Genomic DNA, 21,745 nt, shown 5'->3' on the forward strand with positions numbered 1-21,745 from the left:
GGACTGTTCACCGACGACGCCGGGCGTGCCAGGTGCAGGTCAGGTGCGGGTCAGGTGGGGCTCAGGTGCACAGGCCCGCCGCTTCGCGCCCGCTCGTCGACAACCCGTCCGAGCCGCCGGGAGCAGCCGGGTCGGTCGCTTCGTCCGTCGTACCCGTGGAGGAACCGTCCGGCGTCCCTGATTCCGACACGTCGGGCGAAGGGTCCGTCGAAGCTCCGTCGGGCTCGTCGCTGGCGCTGAGCGCGTCCTTGCGGAACTCCGCCGACAACGGCTCGTCGTTGCGGACCAGGGCCCAGAGGCGGTCCACGGCCTCGGTCCACTCGACGCCCGAACTGACCTTGTCGCTGTAGATCCACGGGGTCGTGACGAACTTGATGTTGTCCGCGCCGACCTTGCGGGCGTCGAGGCCCAGGTCGGCCATCTGACCGATGTTCTTGAAGTTGGTCTGCAACGACGATGTCGCAGCGTTCATGAAGGAGACCAGCTTGTCGGGCCGCGTCAGGATCCCGGCGGTGAGGGCCCGGCTGATCATCGAGCCGATGAACGCCTGTTGGCGGCGGGTGCGGTTCGGGTCGATGCCGCCCGAGATGCCGTAGCGGACCCGCACGTAGGCCAGCGCCTCCTCGCCGTCGACCACCCGGGTGCCCGCCTTGAGGTGGACGTTGCGTTCCTCGTCGTCGATGTCCTGGGGCAGGCAGATCTCGACGCCGTCGAGGGCATCGACCATGTCCTTGAACTGGTTGAAGTCCACGAGCAGGTAGTTGTCGATCCGGATGTCGGTGAGCTGTTCGAACTGCTGGATCGTGCAGAACGGGCCGCCGGCGGCGTACGCCTCGTTCCACTTCACGTAGCCCGTGGTGGCGGCGATCTCCGACCCGTCGTCGCGGTAGCAGGTCGGCCGCATGACCGCGGAGTCCCGCGGGATGGAGATCCCGTAGGCGAACTTCCGGTCCGCCGAGAGGTGGAACAGCATCGTGGTGTCCGACAGGCCACCGCCGGACTCCCCGTCGACGCCGTTGCCCTTGCCGTCACGGGTGTCGGAACCCATCACCAGGATGTTGATCGCCTTGGTCTTCGCAGCAGGGCGGTTCTTGACCTGGTCTCCGATGGGGACCTGGTCGACGTTGCTGTTCCAGTGGTTGTAGACGAGGACGACGCCGAGACCGGTGAGCACGCCCAGGGACAGCAGGCTCGCCACGATCACCCGAGCGACGGTCCGGCCCGGCTGCGGCGCCTTGCGCCGGCCGCTCCGTGCCATCAGGCGCTGTCGCCCGCTGGCTTGTCCTCCGCTGCGGCGGCCGAAGCGGCCTCCGCCTGGGCCGTCCCGGCACGCTTGGATTGCGCCCAGCCGGGCAGGTTGCGCTGCGGCCCACCGCTCACGGCCAGCGCCCCCGGCGGGACGTTCCGTCGTACGACGGTGCCGCCCCCGGTTCCGGCCCCGTCACCGATCTCGACGGGGGCCACGAACGTGTTGTTGGAGCCGGTCTTGGCGTGCCGACCGACCTTCGTGCGGTGCTTCGCGGAGCCGTCGTAGTTGGCGAAGATGGTGCCGGCGCCGATGTTCGAGCCCTCGCCGATCTCCGCGTCGCCGACGTACGACAGGTGCGGGACCTTGGCGCCCGCGCCGATCTGCGCGTTCTTGGTCTCGACGAACGTGCCGATCTTGCCGTCGGCACCGAGCAGCGTGCCGGGACGCAGGTACGCGAAGGGGCCGACGTTCGCGTTGGCCCCGATGACGGCGAGCTGGCCGTGGGTGCGCACCACCCGCGCGCCCGCGCCGATCTCGCAGTCCTCGAGGGTGGTGTCCGGTCCGATGACTGCGTCCTCGGCGATGACGGTGGCGCCGAGCAACTGGGTGCCGGGCAGGATCGTGACGTCCGCGGCGAGCACGGCGTCCGCGTCGATCCAGGTCGTGGCGGGGTCCATGACGGTGACACCCGAGGCCATCCAGCGGGTGACGATCCGGCGGTTGAGCTCGCGACCGAGCTCGGCGAGCTGGACCCGGTCGTTGGCGCCCTCGGTCTGCAGCGCATCGTCGACGGCGTGGGCCGCGACCGTCAGGCCGTCGCCGTGGGCGAGACCGACCGCGTCGGTCAGGTAGTACTCGCCCTTGGAGTTGTCGTTGTCGATGCGGCCGATGCAGTCGAGCAGGAACGCCGCGTCGAAGGCGAGGATGCCGGAGTTGATCTCGGTGATCGCGCGCTGCAGGTCGCTGGCGTCCTTCTCCTCCACGATCGCCTCGACGCCACCCTCGGCATCGCGCACGATCCGGCCGTAGCCGTGGGGGTCGGTGACGATGCCGCTGAGGATGCTCACGGCCGCCTGGGCGCCGCGGTGGGACTCGGTGAAGGCGCGGAGCGTGGCGCCCTCGAGGAGGGGCGTGTCGCCGTACGCGATCAGGACGGTGCCGGCGCGCGGCACGTCGCCGAGGGCTTCCAGGGCGATCCGTACGGCGTGCCCGGTCCCGAGCTGCTCCTCCTGGACGGCGAGCACGGCGTCGGGTCGCAGTTCGGTGATGTGGGGTGCGACCAGCTCGCGCTGGTGGCCCACGACGGTCACCACGCGGTTCGGTTCCAGGCTGGCGACAGCGGCCAGCACGTGGCCAATCATGCTGCGGCCACCGATCCGGTGGAGCACCTTCGGAGTCTTGGACTTCATCCGGGTGCCCCCGCCGGCGGCGAGGACGATGACGGTCAACTGGTCGGTCACGAGAGCCACCCTAGGGTGTGGGTCCTTACGCACGCGTGTCGACGTTCAGCGCCCGTCGAGCCACGCGAGCACGGCCAGCACGCGCCGGTTGTCGTCGGCCGCGGGCGGGAGGTCGAGCTTCGCGAAGATGTTGTTGGTGTGCTTGCCGATCGCCTTCTCGGTGACGACGAGGCGGGCCGCGATCGCTGCGTTGGTGCGTCCCTCGGCCATCAGGGTCAGGACTTCGCGCTCGCGGTCGGTGAGCCGGTCGAGCGGCCGGCTGCGGGCCGAGACCAGCGCGGCGACGACCTCGGGATCGAGCACGGTGCCGCCGCCGGCGACCTGCCGGACCGCGGCGAGGAACGCGTCCACGTCGGCGACCCGGTCCTTGAGCAGGTACCCGACAGCACCCTCGCCGCTGGCCAGCAGGTCACGGGCGTAGAGCGGTTCGACCCACTGGCTGAGCACGAGGACCGGCAGCCCCGGCCGGGCCCGGCGGGCCGTGGTGGCCGCCTCCAGGCCCTCGGTGCTGAACGTCGGCGGCAGTCGTACGTCGACCACGGCGATGTCGATGTCGTCGCGGGTCAACGCACGGGCGAGCGAGGGAGCGTTGTCGACCGCTTCGACGACCTCGATGCCGCCGGACTCGAGGATCCGGGTCAGGCCGACCCGGAGCAGGGCCTGGTCCTCGGCGAGGACCGCCCGCATCGGCGGCCCGTCGCTCAACTGATCCGGCACGGAACCTCCAGTTCGACCAGCGTCGGCCCGCCTGCCGGGCTCAGCACGTGCAGGTCGCCGTCGAACGCGTCGAGTCGGCGAGCCACTCCGGTCAGGCCGGAGCCGGCGGCATCCGCGCCGCCCCGTCCGTCGTCCCCGACCGTGATCCGGAGCCGTTCGCCGTCGTACCGACCGGTGACCCAGGCGCGTCCGGCGCGGGCGTGCTTGACGGTGTTGGCGAGACACTCCGCGACGGCGAAGTAGGCCGCGGACTCGACCGGTGCGGGCAGCCGGGGCACCTGGATCGCGACTGACGTCGGGACGGGCAGCGCGAGGGTCAGCGCTTCGATCGCACCAGCCAGGCCCTTGTCGGCGAGCACCGGCGGGTGGATGCCGCGGACGACACCGCGCAGGTCCTCGAGCGCATCGATCGTGGTCTCGCGGGCCTCGCGCAGCAGTGCGGCAGCCGCGGCCGGGTCGGTGTGGACCAGCTTCTCGGCGAGCCCGACGTTCATGCCGACCGACGCGATCCGGGCCTGCGCACCGTCGTGCAGGTCGCGCTCGATCCGGCGCACCTCCGCCGCCGAGTGGTCCAGCGTCTCCGCACGCGACTCCCGGACCCGCTCCACCCGCTCCTCCAGCTCAGCGACCCGGGAGTTGCCGAGCATGCCGCGCTCGGCCAGGGCCCGCGCCCGGACCAGCGGCGGCGTGATGAACCACCACGCCACGTAGGCCGGACCGCTGCCCACGAGCAGGAACAACCAGATCCAGCCCGATGCGGTGATCGCGAGGATGAGCCAGGTCAACGGCAGGGTCAGCAGGGCGACGGGGAGCAGCGACATCGCGAACCCGCCCGACGCGGAGAACCACAGGAAGCCGAAGTTCCGCCAGCGCGCGGGGTCCCGCATCCAGCGCAGCGGCCGCACCAGCACGGGTGCGCCACGGTCCGAGGCGTAGCCCGCAACGATCTCCTCGTCGAGCAACTGGCCGCTGATCCGGCGGTGGGCGGCGGTGAGGCCAGCCGTCGCGGGGAACACCAGTTGGGCGAGCAGCACGCCGATCCCCAGCGCCGGGCCGAGCACGAGGCACAGCATGGTCAGGATCGCGAGCGCGAGGCTCGGCAGGAAGGACGCGGCGTACCCGGCCGAGATCAGGGTCAGGCGAAGCCGGTCGACGATGCCGTCCGCGGTCACGGCGTACGGCCGCCCGAGACGGATCGGCGCGAGAAGGTCCATTGGTTCGAAGTGTGTCATCGCCCTGCCCCCGACACCATCGGGTTCCCCGCGCCCCGGGCTGCTGTACGGGCCGAACCGAGCGTGACCACGACGACCCCGGCGACGACGACGGGCAGCAGCCACAGGCCGCCGTTCGGCACCACGCCTTCGTCACGAGCGATGGCGAACGGGACCACCGTGGCGAGCGCGGCGACGCTGCCGAGCACGACACCGACGGCCGCGACAATCGCCGCTTCTGCGACCACCGACCCGCGCACCTGTCGCGTGGTCGCACCGAGCAGGTGCAGGCGGTGCAGTTCCGCACGACGGTGGGCGATGGTCGCCACGAACGCGTTGACCACCATGATCGCCGCGAACAGCGCGATCATCCCGACCACCACGTTGTTGAGCAGGTTGATCGTGTCGCTGTCGGGCGTGCCCGCCGGCAGCGAGCGGGTGTCGATGTCGACGAGCATCAGGGTGCCGACCGCAGCCGACGTCAGGACGATCACGGGCGCCAGGACACCGGCGAGCAGGTGCGCCCTCCGGGCGGTGTTGTACGACGCCAGGTGGCCGCTCGCACCGAACGGAGCGACGAGCCGACCGATCGGGGTGGCGCACCACCGCAACAGGACGGGCGCCAGCACGGCGAGACCGACACCGACCAGGATCGAACTCGACCCGCTCGTCGACATCGCCGCGTACGGGTCGGCGTCGTGCGCGGTGACCGTGACGGTGATGACGGCCATCGCGATGCCGTAGCCGACCAGCAACAGCGCGATCGTCACGCGCCACCACGCCATCCGGGACTGCTCCGCGGCGCTGCTCTGCACGAGGACGCCGGCCGGACCGCGGGTTGCCTTGCGGGCGGCGATCAGTGCCGCAGCGGCTGAGGCGAGCAGCACGAGTCCGGCCCCGGTGGCGACCGAAACCGGCCCGCCGTCGTACTCGGTCCGGGAGGTGAGGAGACCACCGGACTGCAGCAGGTCGAAGAGCAACCGGCCGCTGCCGAGGGCGACCGCAGCACCGGCAACGGCCGCCACTACGGCAACGACGCCGGTTTCGCGGACGATCAGCTTCCTGGCTTGGCGGGGCGTGGCGCCGATGGTGCGGATCAGGCCGATCTCGGCCGCCCGCTGGGTCGCGGTGATGCCGACGGTGGAGGCCACCGAGAAGAGCACGATGATCGAGCCCCAGCCGCCAACGACGGCACCCATGATGACGAGGGTGTCGGCGTCGGTGCCTTCGGCGTTGAAGGCCGATTCGACGAGGGTGGCGAAGGATCCGATGAGGGCGGTCCCGAGCAGGACCGCGACGAAGGTCGCCGTGGCGGCGAGCGGACGGTGACGCAGGCTGCGCCAAGCAAGGCTGGTCGTGGCGTTCATCGGGTCACCACCAGGTCGTCGAGGTGCGCCATCTGACCGGCAACCGCGTCGGCAGTGGGGTGGGTCATCCGCCCCGCAACCCGGCCGTCCACGAGGAAGACCACCTCGTCGGCGTTCGACGCCGCGACGGGGTCGTGCGTCACCATCACCACGGTCTGGCTGGGCCCCTGAGGATCCGTGACGCTGCTACGCAACAGTTCGAGAATCTGGCGCGCGGTGGCCGAGTCGAGGGCACCGGTCGGTTCGTCGGCGAGGACGACGTCGGGCTGGCAGACCAGCGCACGGGCGATCGCGACGCGTTGCTGCTGTCCGCCAGAGAGGCTGCCGGGCAGGTGGTGGGAACGGTCCGTGAGGCCGACCCGATCGATCAGGTCGCGCACCCGCGCGCGGTCGGGGCGCTTGCCGGCGAGCCGGGCGGGAAGCCCGACGTTCTGGGTCACGGACAGGTAGGGCATCAGGTGAAAGGCCTGGAACACGAACCCGATCCGCTCCCGACGCAACCGGGTGCGGCGCTCCTCGTCCCAGTCGGTGACGTCCTCGCCGCCGATGGCGACGCGTCCCGAGGTCGGTCGGTCGAGGCCGGCGGCGCAGGCGAGGAGCGTGGACTTGCCGGACCCGGACGGGCCCATCACTGCGGTGAAGGTGCCGCGCCGGAAGGCGAGGTCGATGCCGGCGAGGGCGGCGATGGCGGCATCGCCGGTCCCGTAGGTGCGGGTGAGTTCGTGCACGGCGAGGGCCGGTGCAGCGTCGTTGCGGGGGTGGGACATGGGGGCTCCTGAGCTCGTCGGAATCGGTACTCACGACGCTAGAAAGATCCGGAGTCCGGATCGATGGGCCTGAACCGCCAAGCAGGGGTGGGGTTTCCCCTACCCCTGTCGCCACCACTGCCACGCGGGGGCGATTGTCGGCACGGCCCCGAGGCACGAGACAATCGGTCATGCCTACTGCGAGCACCGCCGACCGTTTGCTCGACGCCCAGGTCGCCTGGCTCCTGACCCGGATCACCGGTGCGGGCCTGGCCGATGTCGTCGCCGAGGACATCGACGACCTGCTCGACGCCGGGTCGCGCCTGTCGGTGACCGACCTGGTCGACCCCGCGCCCGTCAAGGAACTGATCCGGCTCGTGCTGCAGCGGGTGCCCGCGAGCGCCGCCGCCAGCACCGTGGTCGGCATCGCCGCAGACGTCGCCTACGACGGCCCGAAGACGCCGTTCGCCGTGGCGGACGTGCTCAATCGCGACCACGTCGACGCCCTGCTCTCGGAGCTGCTTGCCCGCCCCGACCTCGCGGCGAAGTTCCTCGACAAGGTCGCCGAGAGCCCGCTCGCCGCGTCCGTGGCCGCCCGCTTCGTGACCAGGATCGTGGGCGACGTACTCGCCACGAACCGCGCCGTCGCCGAGAAGATCCCCGGCGTCGGCTCCCTGGTCTCGCTCGGCAGCAGCGTCGCGCGCGGCGTCGCCGGCGCGGCCGACAAGCAGTTCGAGGCGCTCCTCGGCGACACCGCCGGCAAGGGTGCGACGTTCGCGATGCGCCGCCTCAACAAGCTCCTCGTCGAGACACTCTCCGACCCGGCGGCCCGCGAGGCCGCCCTCCAGGTCTTCGACCTGTACGCCGACCACCCGCTCACCAACCTGCACGAGGTGGGCGAGCGTGAGGACATCCACCGTGTCGCCGGACTGCTGCAGGACATCGCGATCGCGGGCGCTGCCTCGGAGCCGGTCCTCGCGCTGGCCGATGCACTCGTTGACGGCTTCTTCGCCGTGTACGGCGACCACCCGATGTCGACGCTCGTCGACGACCTGGGCCTCACCCGTGACGAACTGGTCGGCCAGGCCACGGCCCTGCTGCCCGGTCTGCTGGCGAAGGCGGTCGAGTCCGGCGAGGCCGAGCGGCTGATCCGTGCGCGGCTCGCGCCGTTCTACGCCTCGCCCGAGGTCGCGGAGATCCTCGGCTCCTGAACGGCCCGCGTCAGCGCGGGTCGAGCGCTGTGGCCTCGCGCACCCATTCCCAGATCGTCGCCACGTCGGCCGGTGTCGCCACCGTCGCTGATCGGTAGCTGGTCGGGCGGACCTCGCGGTCATGCCAGAACTGCCCACCCGTCGGCGCGGGTTCCGTGGCGGCGAGCCAGGTGATCGTGTCGGCCCCAGCGGCCGGGGCACGCAGGACGACGCGGGTGACCAGACGGAACGCCGGCAGCGCGCTGGCGACGCCCGGGGTGTCCGCCCAGCCCGGATGCATGGCATGGACGGCCGTGCCGTGGGCCCTCCAGCGCTCGGTGAGCAGCGGGACGAGCTCCACCTGCATCCGCTTCGAGCGCGCATAGGCCACCGCACCGCGGTATTCGCCCTGAGTGAAGTCGGGGTCGCCGACCGGCAGGGCCTGGGTGTACATGCCGCCCGAGGCGACCAGGACAACCCGCGCACCGCCCGCGGCCCGGCCCAGGGCCGGCAGAAGCAGGTCGGTCATCAGCACCGGGCCGAGGACGTGGGTGGCGACCGTCAACTCGTGGCCCTGGGCCGAGGTGGTGCGCTCGGCGGGCAACACACCGGCGTTGTGGACCACGACGTCCAGGGCACTGCCGTCGCGTTCCAGTCGCTCACCGAACCCGACGGCGAAGCGACGGACGGAGTCGAGGTCGGACACATCGCACTCCTCGACCTCGAGCAACGCCTCGATCCCCTCCTCGCGCAGGGTCGCCGTGATGCGCTCGACCGCCTCACGGGCGCGACCTTGCGAGCGCACGACGAGGTGCACGATGGCGCCGAGCCGAGCCAGGTCGAGCGCCGTCGCCTCACCGAGACCTCCGCCCGCACCGGTCACGACGGCGCGCTTGCCGGCCAGGGAACCGGGAGCGGGATCTCCGACCCAATGGCGGCGACGCAGCCGGTGGCCGATGGCGGAGTAGCCGGGCACGACGAGCCGGTCGAGCAGGCGGTCCAGGCCGGTGTCGGAGCCCTTCCCCGTCATCGGGCAGACCTCGCGTCGGGCAGGCTCGAGCGGCGGAAGAGCGGCGGCAGGTAGCGCACCATCAACGTCGACCAGGTGAGGTGCGTGATGGTGGGGGCCTGGACGCCGCCGGAGGCGCGGCGCTGCAGGCCGAACAGCGTGCCCATGACGGTTGCCGCAAGCACCAGCGCGGGGTTGCGGGTCGTCGTGGTCGCCACGGTGTACACCGCCGTCGACGCGAGGGCCGGGCGACGATCGCCGAGCGCTGCATAAAGGGCCCCGCGGAAGAAGATCTCCTCGCCCAGGCCGTTGGCCAGTGTGGTGAGGAGAACCAGACGGTCGTCCCCCTCGTCGGCGAAGAGCAGCACCCGCGCGATCGCCGCGTCCAGCGGCGGGATCCGGCGCGCGACGAGGGCCGCGGCATAGAAGAAGGCAAAGGCACCGACCCCCGTGGCGACCGGGGTGAGGACGGGCCGGCGCAGCGTCGAGTCCCGGGTCTGGATCCAGCCCAGGTGGAGCGGCCCCGAGGCCAGGCCACCGACCGTCCAGATGCCTGCCACCGCCGCGGTGGAGAGGTAGAACTCCCTCGAGCCGGGACGAGTCGAGAGCGACGCACCGAGGAGCCCGGCACCGACCAGGGAGGTCCCGCCGACCACTTTGCGCCGCCGCTGCACGACCTCGCTCGACTCACGGCCCGCTGCGGCCACCACGTGCGTGAGCGGCATCGGCAGGCGGGACTCGAGCTGCCTGCGCAGCCATCGCCGACTCATCGTGTTGCGGCCCGCTCCGCAAGCGCGAACCGGACAGCGTCGTCGTACCCCATGGGCTCGAACGGTACGACGTCGCGGACGGAACGGTCGCGGACGACGACCTCGTTGACCATGGAGTCGATCAGGTTGCGTCCCGCACGAGTGTCGACGTCGGTGACGAAGGACAGCCAGCGCGAGGACAGCCCGGGCGTGAGAAGCGGGACCGGCAGGATCGGCAGTCGACGGCCCTCGACCGCGGCGACGCGCTGGAGCATCTCGAGGTACTCGAGGACATCGGGTCCACCGATCTCGAAGACCTTGCCGCGAGCGTCGCGGTTGTCCAGCACTCCCACGAGGTAGCGCACCACGTCACCGACCGCGATCGGCTGCGTGCGGGTCCGCACCCAGCGGGGCGTGATCATCGCAGGCAGGTGCTCCACGAGCTGGCGGGTGATCTCCCAGGAGATGCCGCCGTGGCCGACGATGATCCCGGCACGCAGCACCGTCACGGGCACACCGGCATCGGCGAGCAGGCCCTCGACCTCGCGTCGGCTGCGCAGGTGCGCGGACAGGGCGTCCTGGTCGTCGCCGAGACCACCGAGGTAGATGATCTGGTCCACGCCCGCGCCGGCCGCCGCCTTCCCGAAGGCGGTGGCGGCATCGGCGTCACGGGACTCGAAATCGGCCGAGTCGAGCGAGTGCACCAGGTAGTAGGCGGCCGAGCAGTCGCGCAGTGCCTCGGCGAGGGAGCCTGGGTCGCCGACGTCACCGCGGACGGCCGTGCCGGGCCCCTCATGGCGATCGGGCTTGCGGGTCATCACCCGGACGTCGTACCCGGCCTCGACCAGCGTCGCCACCAGACGCCGCCCGACGAAACCGGTTCCGCCGGCCACCAGGACAGGTCCCCTGCCGTTCGTCATCGGGTTCTCCCGGCCGTCGCGCTGCGCAGGGCTGTCGCCACCAGGTTTGCAGTACGACGGCCGGACACGAGCGCCCCCTGGATCGAGCTGGTGTCGCGGTGGTCCCCGGCGACCCAGAGCCGATCCGGGATCACCTCCACGGGCTTGCGGAGCGGGTGCGGCGCGGTCATTGCGGGCAGCGCATGCGGGACGTCTCGGGTGGCGACGAGCTCCCAGTCGCCGCCCGGGGCCTGGTGCAGCTCGCGTGCCGCGGCCTGGGCGGCAGCGGCGTCGAGGACCGGACGGCCGGTGGCGTGCAGGACTGAGGTCGCGACGAGAGCGCGGCCGTCGGTCGAGTACTCGGGCGCGGAGGCGGTGAGGACGACGGAGTTGACGACACCCGAACCGTCGGCGTCGAGGGTGAGGAGCGGGTCGATGTCGGCCCAGGGCGCAGCGGCGAAGTAGTACGTCGTCACGGCCCGCGCCGCCGGCGGTGCACCGAGCTCGGGGAGCAACTCGTGCGCAGTCCAGGGGTCAGCGGCCACCACGACGCCCCGCGCCTCGAGAACCGGGCCGTCCGCCAGCGCGACGCCTCCCTCGACAACGCTGGCCACCGGGGTGCCCAACCGGACGGTGCCGGCGGGCAGTTGGCGGGCGAGCTCCTCGGGCAGGGCCTGCATTCCGGCCGCAGGCACCGCGGAGTTGCCGTGCACGAACATGCGCATCATCAGGTCGGTGAAGACCCGCGAGGTCGTGATCTCGGCCTCGAGGACCACGCCGGCGAAGAAGGCCGTGAGTACGTCATCGACGACGTCGTCCGGCAACTGCGCCCACGCGGCCCGGGCCTCGACGTCGGCCCTGCCCTTGATCGTCGACGGGCGGGCCGCAACACTGCTCGCCACGTAGCGGGCGAGGGCGACCTTCGAACGCAGACCGACGACCGACGTCGTGAGGTCGCCGAGAGCCGCACCGGGCGATGCCAGCGGGTGGCGGATGTCGTGCAACGCGCCCTGGCGCCGGATCCGGACCCCGCGAGGCAACCGGCGCAGGGCGAGTCGATCCACGTCCACGCCTGTCTGCAGTGCGGGGTAGGCCGTGTTGAGCACCTGGAAGCCCCGGTCGATGGTGAACCCGTCCACGACATCGGTGCGGATCCGTCCGCCGACCGCCTCCGCGGCCTCGAGTACGACGACCGGGACCTGCTCCGCATGCAGGCGCGCCGCGCAGGCCAGGCCGGCGAGTCCGGCGCCGATGATCACGACAGGAAGGTCGGTGGTCAGCATGCGTGCTCCGTGATGGTGGTGGGCGGGTGCTGGAAGCGGTGGTGGTGGCCAGCGGCGATCAACCAGGCAAGGGGTGAGAGACCGGACGCAGGGTGCTGGTCCGCCGTACGCCAGGCCTCGAGGTAGATGAGCCGCGTGAAGTCCGTGGCCGCATCACGATCCCCGCGGCGACAGGCGAGCGCGTAGCGAAAGGTGATCGGGCTGGTGTGGTCGTAGAACGCCACGAAGGCGGCGACGTCGCCCGCAGCAGCGCGAGCGAGGAGGCCGGCGAGGTCGCCCTGCTGGTCGCTGTTCACGAATATAGTTAAACACAAACCTAAACAATCTGCTTAGATTAGGCTGTGAGCATGGATCAGAGCGACGCGATCGCACCGGCAGGGGCACACCTCGACCTCACCATCGGCGACCTCGCGCAGCGCACCGGTCTGACGCAGGCCGTCATCCGCACGTGGGAGGTGCGCCACGGATTCCCCGTGCCGCGGCGTCTCGACAGTGGCCACCGCCGCTACTCAGCGGCCGACGTCGCCGCGATCCAGCAGATCCTGCGCCGCAAGGATGCCGGCGTGCGGCTCGACGCGGCCATCAACGAGACCGTCAGCCACCAGGCGCCGACCAGTCCCTCGATCTTCGCCGAGCTCCGTCGACGCCACCCGACGCTCGTCGCCCAGCGCCTGCGCAAGACGACCCTGCTCGGCCTGTCCCACGCGATCGAGGACGAGTGCTGCGCGACCGCGGACCGGCCGGTCCTGTTCGGCGCCTTCCAGCGCGCGGAGTTCTACGATCCCTCTGCTGCCCGCTGGTCCGAACTGGCCCGGGTGGCTCGTTCCGCAATGGTCTTCCTCGATGCACCCCGGCCGACATCGGCGACGACGCCCGTCCAGATCCACCTCGCCGATGACGCTCCGCTACGACGCGAGTGGGCGGTCGTGTGCGACGCCCAGGACAGCACCGCCTGCCTCTCGGCCTGGGAACTGCCGGGCCAGTCCGGGGTCCCCGACCGGGACCGTGTCTTCGAGGCCGTCTGGACGGTCGACCCCCACGCCGTGCGCGCCGCCGCCCGCGTGGCCGCCCAGGTTGCGGCCGACACCGGCAACGCGGCCGCCCACCGGCTCACGCTGGAACTGGCGGACCCGCCCGTGCGGCGCTCCAGCGAGGCGCAGGCAGCCACCGCGCTCTTCAACCGCGCGATCGCGTACGTCGACCGCCTCCGCTAGATCATTCGACGGGCGTCCCCAACACCCTCTCGGGAGTCATCGGCAGTTGGCGTACCCGCTTGCCGGTGGCGGCGAAGACGGCGTTGCCGACAGCACCGCCGATGGTCCCGATGGCAGGCTCACCAGCACCCCAGGCCGGTTCGTTCGGCCGGTCGATCAGGATGCACTCGATCGTGGGCACCTCGTTGAACCGGATCACCTCGTACTGCGTGGTGACGTTGAAGGGCGGAGCGATCTGCCAGACCACGCTGGTCACGCCGTTGGCGTTGTAGACGACCTCTTCATGGGTGGTGCGACTGATGCCCTGGATGACGTTGCCCTCGATCTGGTTGCGCAGCCCGTCCGGGTTGATGATCAGGCCACAGTCGTGTGCCACCACGACCCGAGTGACCCGCACCTTCCCGGTGACCGGGTCGACCTCGACCTCTGCATAGGTCGCCGCGTAGGCGTTCTCCTCCTCGTACTGCTGGAAGCCGAGGCCTGCGCCGACGCCGTTCCCGCCAGCAGGACGGCTGTCCCAGGCGCTCTGCAGGGCCGCGACCACGGCGTGGGCGCGTGGGTCGCCGGCCAGGGCGTTCAACCGGATCTGCAGAGGGTCCTGGCCGGTGGCGTGCGCGACCTCGTCGAGGAAGGACTCGTTGGCGAACGAGTTCGAGAACCCGCCCAACGAGCGCAGCGCCGTGGTGCGCAGGAACTTGTACGTCAACGGAGCCGCCGCAACTCTGGACGTGGCCCCGAGCGTGGAGAAGCTTCTCACCAGCTTGGCGTCGGTGAGGCTGTCGGCGAACTCGTAGGTCACCGGTGCGTTGCGTCCCGAGGAGTTGTTCGAGTTCGCAGGGAGATCGGCGGGCAGCGAGCCCTTGAGGGTGCCCGCCAGGAGCGTGCCGGCGTTGTTGTTGCCGGGTCGGCTGTTGGCGGTCAGGGCATAGAGCCGGTGGTGCCACGCCACCAGACTTCCACCGGTGATACCCGCCTCCATGTCGTGAGCGGCGGCCTCCCCGAGCGGTTCCCAGCCGTGCTCGTTCTGCCGGGTCCACTGCAATCGCACGGGCTTCTTGACCGCCTGCGAGAGCAGTGCAGCATCAGCTGCGGCGTCGTCGACCCCGTCATGGCCGTAGCAACCAGACGCCTCCTCGTAGCGCACATGGACCTTCGAGGCGTTGCCGGCGCCGAAGAGCAGCGTGGCGATCGCCCCCCGCAGGTTGTAGACGTTCTGCGTCCCCGACCAGACGGTGGCCTGGATTCCGGTGACCGGGTCCGGCGCCTCCTTCACGTCGGCGACCGCGCAGGAGGCACCCATCGCCGCGTGCATCTGGTACGGCGTGAAGTAGGACGCCGTCAGCTGCTGCTCCGCAGCGGCGTATGCCGCGGCGAAGTCGCCATGGGCGTCGTCGTTGAAGGTCCCGTAGTGGTTCGCGGGATCCTTCAGCTCGCTCTCCAGCGTCGCCATCGGCGCGAGTGCCGCGCCGGCGGTCCACTGGACCACGATCCCGGTGGCGGGCGCGGCGATCAGCGAGGCGGCGTACTCGGTCTCCGCGACGACGCCCACGAAGTTGTCCTGCTGCACGACAGCAACGAAACCCGGGATCGCCTCTGCCCTGGCCATCTGAGTGATGGCGGAGAACTGGGCGTTGCGTCCGTTCGGCCTGACCACGCGACCGTGCAGCATGCCGGGCAGGGACAGGTCGGAGACATAGGTGAAGGTGGCCAGCGCCTTGCCGGGGATGTCGACCCGGGGCACCGACGTACCGACGATCTTGTAGCTCGACGGAGAAACCACGGGAGCGGTTGCCGAGGTGGTGAGGAGTACGTCGGGCCCGGTCAGCAGCTTTTCGTAGGTCACCGACTTGGCGGTGCCGTTGACGGTGAACTTCCCCTTGGTCGCGGTGATCGAGCTCGCCGGCGCCTTGAGGTACGCCGCGGCCTTCGCCAGCAGCGCCTGGTACGCCGTCGCGGCGGCCTGACGGAGCAGGGGACCACCTTGCTGGATGGACTTGCTGCCCACCGTCCCGGCGGCCGGCGTGCGCACCGTGTCGCCCTGGATGAACTCGACCTTCGCCATGCCGAGCCGGAGCTCCTCGACCACGATCTGGGTGAGAGCCGTCTGGACCCCCGTGCCGAGCTCGACGCGGGCGCTGAAGATCGTCGTTCCCTTGGCGGTGAGGATCAGCCAGGCGTCGTCAGCTCCGGCGTGGGTGGTCGGGTCGATCCGGAGTTCGCCGCGGTTGGCTGCGATGGCGTCGGCGACACTCACCCCCAGCGCCTCCGCGAGGGCAAAGCCCACCACGAGCGAGCCGGTGCCCTTGAGCACCATCCGGCGGGTCACGCTGGAGGTGGTCATGACGTCATCTCCACGGCTGCGGCGTGGATCGCGTCGAGGATGCGGTTGTGCGCTCCGCACCGGCAGACGTAGTTGAACGGGTTGCCCTCGCTCGCCCCGGACAGGAAGTCCGCAGTCTCCGCCCTGCTCGGCACCGAGCTGTTGCCCGACGCCATGCGCGACTCGATCCAGCCGACGGCACCCATGATCATGCCGTTGATGCAGAAGGCGCACTGCGCGGCCTGTTTGTCGATGAACGCCGCCTGCATGGGATGTGGATCATCCACGGTCCCGAGTCCGTCGAGGGTCCGAACGGTTGCCCCTTCGGGGACGGCGGCCAGGGGCACGATGCAGGATCGCGAGATGACACCGTCCACCAGCACGGTGCAGGCGCCGCACTGGGCCACCCCGCAGCCGAACTTGGGCCCGATCTGGTCGCACTGCTCACGGAGTGCGTACAACAGTCGTTCGGTGTCGTCGGGCACCGCTACCGTCACCGGCTGCCCATTGAGTTCGAGGTTGCGCGTCAAAGGGTTAGGCACGAGTCAGCCCCCATAGCTGTCTCCGGTCCGCTCACTGGGGTCCCGGCGGACGTGCCCAAGGTAACTACGAGGAGCATCGATCTCAATGGCCCAATGTGACCAGTGTCGCCTGGCTCGAATCGCTGGCAGGGTGGACGGGTGACCGCTCCACGAGGCGCCCATGCGTGAGGTGATGCCCGCTCTGCTGGACTGGTGGCGCGCGGGCGAGCCGGTCGCCATGGCCACGGTCGTGGCCACCTTCCGGTCGGCACCTCGCCCGCCGGGGGCAGCCATGCTCGTCGGCCCGGACGGATCCGCGGTCGGTTCGGTCTCCGGCGGTTGCGTGGAGGGTGCCGTCTTCGAGCTCGGCCAGGAGGTGCTCGCCTCCGGCGTACCGACCCTGCAGCGGTACGGCGTCTCGGACGATGACGCGTTCGCCGTCGGCCTGACCTGCGGCGGCATCCTCGACGTGTACGTCGAGCGGGTGGACCAGCAGTCCTTCCCGGAACTCGGCGCACTCGCCGACGACGTGGACGCCGGTCGACCGGTCGCGCTGATCGCCATCGTCGACCACCCGGACCCGACGTACGTCGGCCGCCGGGCGGTCCTGCGCGACGCCGGCCTGGTGGGCTCCCTCGGCAGTCGCCGGATCGACGACGCGGTCCGCGACGACGCGCTCGGCCTGCTCGCCACCGGGACGAGCGGCACCCTGACCTACGGCCCCGACGGAGAGCGCCGCGGCGAGGGGATGCGGGTGTTCGTGTGGGCGTTCGCCCCGAAGCCACGGATGCTGGTGTTCGGCGCCATCGACTTCGCTGCTGCCGTGGCCCGTGTCGGCGGGTTCCTCGGCCATCACGTGACAGTCTGCGACGCCCGACCGGTCTTCGCCACCACCAGCCGCTTCCCCGGGGCCGACGAGGTCGTGGTGACCTGGCCGCACAAGTACCTGCGCGCCGAGCAGGAGGCGGGCCGCCTCGATGCCCGGACCGTCATCTGCGTGCTGACCCACGACCCGAAGTTCGACGTACCGCTGCTCGAGGTGGCGCTGCGCCTGCCCGAAGTCGGCTACGTGGGGGCGATGGGGTCCCGACGGACCCACGACGACCGGATGGCCCGGCTCCGGGAAGCCGGACTGACCGACGCCGAGCTCGACCGGCTGCACTCACCCATCGGCCTCGACCTCGGCGCGCGCACCCCCGAGGAGACCGCGATCAGCATCGCGGCCGAGATCGTCGCTGGGCGCTGGGGCGGTTCCGGCCAGCCCCTGAACGGCACGTCGAGCCGGATCCACCACGGTTCCACCCCAGACCCGGTCTGAGCGCCGTTAGGAATCCGTGCTGGACGAACTTGCTCCCCGGGATGGAGTCGAACCATCGTCGCTAGTCCTGATTCAAAGTCAGGCGGGCCCTGCCGGCAGACCAACCGGGGATTGCGAGGCCAAGCCTAGAGCGCGTGCGTCGTACCTGACGAAACGGTTGCCTTCCGCGAGCGGAGAGGACAGTTTCGTCAGGTACGACGGCGATGCGACTCAGGCGTTCGGCACCAGGCAGAGCAAGGTGTCGCGCTTCTTGTAGTCCAGCGGCTGCGCGCCGTTGGCGCAGGCGGTACCGGACTTGCCGACGCTGGAGACCAGCGCGACGTCGGCGTCACCCTTGTTGGCCGCGCACTCGACCTTCGAGCTCTCGGTGGCGGTCAGCCGGAAGCAGTCGCCCTTCGCGGCGTTCAGACCGAGGCACAGCTCGGCCACGTTGCCCGAGTCCGCCTTGCCGACCGAGATCGACAGGGTGTCCTCGCTCGGGTCGCAGTCACCCTTGTTGCCCGTGACCTTGAAGGTGGCGTCCGCGTCGCCGCAGTCCTTGTCCTCGGTCTTGGCGTTGACGGTGCCCGTGACGGTGATGCACTCGCCGACCTTCGGGGCCTGCGCTTCGGCGACCTTCTCCGATCCCTTGCTGAGGACGAATGTCGCGACGATGGCGATCAGGATCGCGACGCCGACGCCGCCGAGTTTGACGATCAGGCTCTTGCCCATGGGGGGTTCCCTCCGAGTGTGAAAAGGGTGGTCCCGAGCCCCCCTCAGTGAATTCTCAGGATCACCCTAAGGGCAGGGGGTCTGAAGTGCGTCAGCGCAGCAGGTCACGCCCGATCACCATCCGTTGAATCTGGTTGGTTCCCTCGAAGATCTGGGTCACCTTTGCGTCGCGGAACATCCGCTCCACGGGGTACTCCCGCGTGAAGCCGTTGCCGCCGAGCACCTGCACCGCGTCGGTGGTCACCCGCATCGCGGCGTCGGATGCGGTCAGCTTGGCGATGGACGCCTGACGCGAGTACGGACGTCCGGCATCCTTCAGTCGCGCAGCGTGGAGGTACGCCGCCCGCGACCGTTCGACGTCGGCGGCCATGTCGGCCAGCAGGAACTGCAGGCCCTGGAACTCCCCGATCTTCTGGCCGAACTGCTCCCGCTCGCGCGCGTACGCAACCGCGTGCGCCAGTGCACCCTGGGCGATGCCGGTCGCGACAGCGGCGATGCCGAGACGGCCGGCGTCGAGGGCCGACAGGGCCACCTTCATGCCCGCGCCCTCGTCGCCGATCAACTGGGCTGCGGGCACCCGGGCGTCGTCGAACAGCACCTGCGTGGTGACGTCGCAGTGCAGGCCCATCTTCTTCTCGGGGGCACCGAAGGTCATCCCGGGCGTCCCGTCCTCCACGACGAAGGCCGACAGACCGCGCTTCGGGTCCTCGGAGGTGCGGGCGAACAGCACGTAGTAGTCGGCACAGGACCCGTTGGAGATCCACTGCTTGGTGCCCTTGACGACGAAGTCATCGCCGTCGCGGCGGGCCGACGTCCGGATGCCGCTGACATCGGACCCGGCCTGCGGCTCGGACAGGCCGTAGGCACCGAGCCAGTCGCCCGAGAGCATCCGGGGCAACCAGGTCTCGCGCAGTTCGGGCGACCCGTTGGCGGCGACCACGGTGCCCGTGAGCGCATGCACGCTGACACCGACCCCGACGCTCGGCCACACCGTGGCGATCTCCTCGACGACCTGGAGGTACACCTCGTAGGGCTGGTTCCCGCCGCCGTACTCCTCGGCGAATGGCAGGCTCAACAGGCCGGAGCGACCGAGCAACCGGTACGCGGCTTCAGGGAACTCGGCCCGTTCCTCGGCCTCGGCGACCTGCGGCGCGAGCTCCTTCGTGGCGATCTCGCGGGTCAGGGCGAGCAGTTCCTCTGCTTCCTCGCTGGGCAGCAGTCGGTCGACGGTGGTGGCCATGCAGGCAGCCTATGAGTAGGTCAGCTCGACCCAGTCGTCGACGTCGTAGCGGCCGTTGGTCTGCAGCGTCACCGACTGGATGCCGACGGGACGTCCCTCGCGGTAGGTGATCAGCGCGACGCCGGCAGCCCGGCGGAGCTTGCTGCCGATGGCGATCGCGTACGCAGCGCCGCCGGTGGTGCCGACGGTGTAGGTGTAGCCGGTGGTGTCGTTCTCGCCGATGACCGCGGTGGGGCCGTCCTGGACGTGGGTGTGGCCACCGACGACGAGGTCGACGCAGCCGCGGGCCAGTGCGTCGTCGCCGAAGTCGGCGTCATGGACGAGGATCGTGTTGACCCGTTCGCCGCGTTCGTCGGCGTCACAGGCCTCGTCGGTGAGCCGCTGGGCCACCTCGGACGACGTCAGGCCCGTCTCGTCGCGCCAGTTGCCGAGCCCACTGGACCGCGGGTCGTCGACACCGAGCAGGCGCGCGTTGCCCGGGCCGTCGATCTCGGCGCCGTCGAAGTAGGTCCAGCCCTGCTCCTCCATGTGGCCGCGCACGAAGGTGCCGTTGTCGTGGTTGCCGGACACCGCCCAGCGGCCGTCGAAGTCCTCGAACGCGGCGCCGAGGGAGTCGAGGGAGAAGGCCTCCCAGCGCTCCCCTGTCGACGTGTCGTCCCCTGCGTTGAAGACGTTGGTGGCGCCCCCGGCCTTGGCAATGGCGCGGGCCACCTTGTCCATGCCGACGTTGTCGTGACGATCCGAGACCAGCAGGACGACCGTCTCGTCGGCGTCCGGTTCGCGCAGCTCGAGGTCGGCCGCGTCGTCGGTGGCCTTCGAGTAGAACGCCAGTCCCTGCTGGTAACTGCTGACCGCGCTGGCGATCAGCCGACGGGTCTGCCCGGTGGAGGCATCGCCGAGGACCAGCACGTCGCGGGCCTGTTCCGGCAGGGGTACGGCGGTGCCCACGAAGTCCTGCAGCGAGGACCAGTTCTCGACCGGCGGATCCTGCTGGCCCCAGCCCGTGGGTACGGCGACCGCGGCCACCACCACGAGCAGGACGGTCGCGCCGATGGCGCCCTTGCGCGTGGGCAGGGCGCTGACCAGTCCCCGCCGTCGCTCCGGCCCGATGGCCGCCCACATCAGCAGCGGGACCGCGCCGATGGCCGCGCCCTGGACGAGGGCGGCAAGTGCCATCGAGGTCACGGCGCGCTCGACCACGGCGATCTGGCCGTCGGGCTGTGACGCAATGGCGGCATAGCGCGCGGTGAGTTCGGGCAGGGACGCCGTGTCGCTCTTGCCGAGCTGGACCTCCACCCCGATCTTCGAGGGCGAGGGCACCCACAGGTCCGGCAGCACCGGGCCGGTGCGCAGCACGACGTCACCCGAGAAGTCCGGGCTGATCGTCGCTTCGTGGCTGGCCAGGTCGATCTCGCGCTCGCTGCCGACGAAGATCGTCGCCGCGATGCAGATCGACAGCACGATCCAGATCCCGACATAGGTCAGGACCTTGAGGACCCGCAGGGGCGAGATCGGAGGAATCGTTACCTCCGGCTCCGGGCCTCCGCGACGGCGTAGAGCGCGACCGACGCGGCCACTCCAGCGTTGAGGGACTCGAGGACCCCCGCCATCGGGATCGAGAGCAGTCGGTCGCAGTTCTCCGCCACCAGGCGGGCCAAGCCGTCGCCCTCGGAACCGATGACGAGCACCAGCGGACCCTTGACGAGGTCGGTGTCAGCGACGAGTTCTGGGAGGCTCAGGTCGCCGTCGGCGGCCAGGCCGATCACGAAGCATCCGGCGTCCTGGTAGGCCTTGATCTGGCGGTTCAGGTTCACCGTCTGCGCGACGGGGCAGCGGGCGGCAGCACCGGCCGACGTCTTCCAGGCCGATGCGGTCATCGACGCGGCGCGACGCTCGGGAATCACGACGCCGTGCGCGCCGAATCCGGCAGCGCTGCGGACGATTGCGCCGAGGTTGCGCGGGTCGGTGATCGAATCGAGCATCACGATGAGCGGTGCCTCGGCAGCTTCGGTCGCCGCGTCGAGCAGGTCGTTCGGGTCGGCGTACTCGTAGGGAGGGATGCGCGCGGCGATGCCCTGGTGGACAGCCTTGTCGGTGAGCTTGTCGAGCTCGGTGCGGCTGACCTCCATGAGGCCCACACCCATCTCCGCAGCCAGGCGGAAGACCTCGCGCAGGCGGGTGTCGCGCTCGGTGTTGTCGGCGACGTAGACCGACGTGATCGGAACCTTCTCGCGCAGCGCCTCGAGCACGGAGTTGCGCCCAGCGATCCACTCGGCGTCGCTGGTCTTGCGGCCGCCGCTGCCGGCTCCGGCGCGCTTGGCCTGCCGCTTCTTGTACTCCTCGGCCTTGTGCGTCTTGTGGTACGGGCGGTCGGCCGCCTTCGGCGTCGGGCCCTTGCCCTCGAGTCCGCGGCGCACCTGGCCACCGGACCCGGCCTGCGGCCTCTTGCTCGACTTGCGGATCGCGCCCTTGCGGCTCGAGTTCCCAGCCATGTCAGTTTCCTTGCTTTCGGTGGATCGCCCGGACGGGTTTCGAAGCTCG

General features: G+C 70.6%; 20 protein-coding genes and 1 tRNA gene. 3 read left to right on the forward strand and 18 right to left on the reverse strand.

Features of this window, described 5'->3' with window-relative positions:
• Window positions 1–61 precede the first annotated feature (61 nt).
• The 6 genes from HRC28_RS22865 to HRC28_RS22890 are packed head-to-tail and all read right to left on the reverse strand — an operon-like array spanning window position 62 to window position 6,771.
• Window positions 62–1,258, reverse strand: coding sequence for an LCP family protein (locus HRC28_RS22865; protein WP_182377660.1), 1,197 nt, complete (start codon window positions 1,256–1,258; stop codon window positions 62–64).
• Window positions 1,258–2,709, reverse strand: a complete 1,452-nt coding sequence (glmU, locus tag HRC28_RS22870) for a bifunctional UDP-N-acetylglucosamine diphosphorylase/glucosamine-1-phosphate N-acetyltransferase GlmU (RefSeq protein WP_182377661.1) — start codon at window positions 2,707–2,709, stop codon at window positions 1,258–1,260. Before glmU ends, HRC28_RS22865 begins: the two co-directional genes overlap by 1 nt.
• A 45-nt stretch (window positions 2,710–2,754) precedes the next feature.
• Window positions 2,755–3,396: a response regulator transcription factor gene (locus HRC28_RS22875; RefSeq protein WP_182380918.1), complete on the reverse strand. Its 642-nt coding sequence runs from the start codon at window positions 3,394–3,396 to the stop codon at window positions 2,755–2,757.
• Between the two features lie 14 nt (window positions 3,397–3,410).
• Window positions 3,411–4,640, reverse strand: coding sequence for a histidine kinase (locus tag HRC28_RS22880; protein ID WP_202033154.1), 1,230 nt, complete (start codon window positions 4,638–4,640; stop codon window positions 3,411–3,413).
• 14 nt (window positions 4,641–4,654) lie between these two features.
• Window positions 4,655–6,004: an FtsX-like permease family protein gene (locus tag HRC28_RS22885; RefSeq protein ID WP_182377663.1), complete on the reverse strand. Its 1,350-nt coding sequence runs from the start codon at window positions 6,002–6,004 to the stop codon at window positions 4,655–4,657.
• Window positions 6,001–6,771: an ABC transporter ATP-binding protein gene (locus HRC28_RS22890; protein ID WP_182377664.1), complete on the reverse strand. Its 771-nt coding sequence runs from the start codon at window positions 6,769–6,771 to the stop codon at window positions 6,001–6,003. Before HRC28_RS22890 ends, HRC28_RS22885 begins: the two co-directional genes overlap by 4 nt.
• A 170-nt stretch (window positions 6,772–6,941) precedes the next feature.
• On the opposite strand from HRC28_RS22890, the gene HRC28_RS22895 reads away from it, so the two are divergent.
• A complete protein-coding gene (locus HRC28_RS22895; protein ID WP_182377665.1) occupies window positions 6,942–7,961 on the forward strand; it encodes a hypothetical protein in 1,020 nt (339 codons plus the stop codon).
• A 10-nt stretch (window positions 7,962–7,971) separates the two neighbouring features.
• Here HRC28_RS22895 and HRC28_RS22900 read toward each other — a convergent pair whose 3' ends face one another.
• The 5 genes from HRC28_RS22900 to HRC28_RS22920 are packed head-to-tail and all read right to left on the reverse strand — an operon-like array spanning window position 7,972 to window position 12,176.
• Entirely contained in the window at window positions 7,972–8,970 is a 999-nt protein-coding gene (locus HRC28_RS22900; RefSeq protein ID WP_182377666.1) for an SDR family NAD(P)-dependent oxidoreductase, read from the reverse strand.
• Window positions 8,967–9,719 (reverse strand): CPBP family intramembrane glutamic endopeptidase, encoded by a 753-nt coding sequence (locus tag HRC28_RS22905; protein ID WP_182377667.1) that lies wholly within the window; start codon window positions 9,717–9,719, stop codon window positions 8,967–8,969. Before HRC28_RS22905 ends, HRC28_RS22900 begins: the two co-directional genes overlap by 4 nt.
• Window positions 9,716–10,618 carry an NAD(P)H-binding protein gene (locus HRC28_RS22910; RefSeq protein ID WP_182377668.1) on the reverse strand — a complete coding sequence of 301 codons (903 nt, stop codon included), beginning with the start codon at window positions 10,616–10,618 and terminating at the stop codon, window positions 9,716–9,718. Before HRC28_RS22910 ends, HRC28_RS22905 begins: the two co-directional genes overlap by 4 nt.
• Window positions 10,615–11,880, reverse strand: a complete 1,266-nt coding sequence (locus tag HRC28_RS22915; protein ID WP_182377669.1) for an FAD-dependent oxidoreductase — start codon at window positions 11,878–11,880, stop codon at window positions 10,615–10,617. The genes HRC28_RS22910 and HRC28_RS22915 overlap by 4 nt, the downstream gene beginning before the upstream one ends.
• Window positions 11,874–12,176: a hypothetical protein gene (locus HRC28_RS22920; protein WP_182377670.1), complete on the reverse strand. Its 303-nt coding sequence runs from the start codon at window positions 12,174–12,176 to the stop codon at window positions 11,874–11,876. Before HRC28_RS22920 ends, HRC28_RS22915 begins: the two co-directional genes overlap by 7 nt.
• A 51-nt stretch (window positions 12,177–12,227) precedes the next feature.
• Here HRC28_RS22920 and HRC28_RS22925 point away from each other — a divergent pair, with 51 nt between their 5' ends.
• Entirely contained in the window at window positions 12,228–13,094 is an 867-nt protein-coding gene (locus HRC28_RS22925) for a DICT sensory domain-containing protein (protein ID WP_182377671.1), read from the forward strand.
• Between the two features lies 1 nt (window position 13,095).
• Here HRC28_RS22925 and HRC28_RS22930 read toward each other — a convergent pair whose 3' ends face one another.
• Together HRC28_RS22930 and HRC28_RS22935 are read right to left on the reverse strand one after the other, a co-directional pair.
• Window positions 13,096–15,435, reverse strand: a complete 2,340-nt coding sequence (locus HRC28_RS22930) for a molybdopterin cofactor-binding domain-containing protein (protein WP_182377672.1) — start codon at window positions 15,433–15,435, stop codon at window positions 13,096–13,098.
• Window positions 15,432–15,944: a 2Fe-2S iron-sulfur cluster-binding protein gene (locus HRC28_RS22935; RefSeq protein ID WP_202033155.1), complete on the reverse strand. Its 513-nt coding sequence runs from the start codon at window positions 15,942–15,944 to the stop codon at window positions 15,432–15,434. The genes HRC28_RS22930 and HRC28_RS22935 overlap by 4 nt, the downstream gene beginning before the upstream one ends.
• 172 nt (window positions 15,945–16,116) lie before the next feature.
• Here HRC28_RS22935 and HRC28_RS22940 point away from each other — a divergent pair, with 172 nt between their 5' ends.
• Window positions 16,117–17,253, forward strand: coding sequence for an XdhC family protein (locus HRC28_RS22940; RefSeq protein WP_182377674.1), 1,137 nt, complete (start codon window positions 16,117–16,119; stop codon window positions 17,251–17,253).
• 32 nt (window positions 17,254–17,285) lie between these two features.
• Here HRC28_RS22940 and HRC28_RS22945 read toward each other — a convergent pair.
• From HRC28_RS22945 to rlmB, 5 genes are all read right to left on the reverse strand, one after another.
• Window positions 17,286–17,364 (reverse strand) — tRNA-Gln (locus HRC28_RS22945).
• 99 nt (window positions 17,365–17,463) lie between these two features.
• On the reverse strand, window positions 17,464–17,964 hold the full coding sequence (locus HRC28_RS22950; RefSeq protein WP_182377675.1) for a hypothetical protein: 501 nt from the start codon (window positions 17,962–17,964) through the stop codon (window positions 17,464–17,466).
• A gap of 91 nt (window positions 17,965–18,055) precedes the next feature.
• Window positions 18,056–19,204, reverse strand: a complete 1,149-nt coding sequence (locus HRC28_RS22955) for an acyl-CoA dehydrogenase family protein (protein ID WP_182377676.1) — start codon at window positions 19,202–19,204, stop codon at window positions 18,056–18,058.
• A gap of 9 nt (window positions 19,205–19,213) precedes the next feature.
• Window positions 19,214–20,665, reverse strand: a complete 1,452-nt coding sequence (locus tag HRC28_RS22960; protein WP_237111621.1) for a metallophosphoesterase — start codon at window positions 20,663–20,665, stop codon at window positions 19,214–19,216.
• Window positions 20,666–20,727: 62 nt separating this feature from the next.
• The gene (gene rlmB, locus HRC28_RS22965; protein ID WP_182377677.1) at window positions 20,728–21,696 is read right to left on the reverse strand and encodes a 23S rRNA (guanosine(2251)-2'-O)-methyltransferase RlmB; all 969 of its coding nucleotides are present in this window, start codon (window positions 21,694–21,696) and stop codon (window positions 20,728–20,730) included.
• Window positions 21,697–21,745 lie beyond the last annotated feature (49 nt).

Origin of the sequence: Nocardioides sp. WS12 (assembly GCF_014108865.1) — a bacterium.
In the GTDB taxonomy this organism is placed as follows: domain Bacteria; phylum Actinomycetota; class Actinomycetes; order Propionibacteriales; family Nocardioidaceae; genus Nocardioides.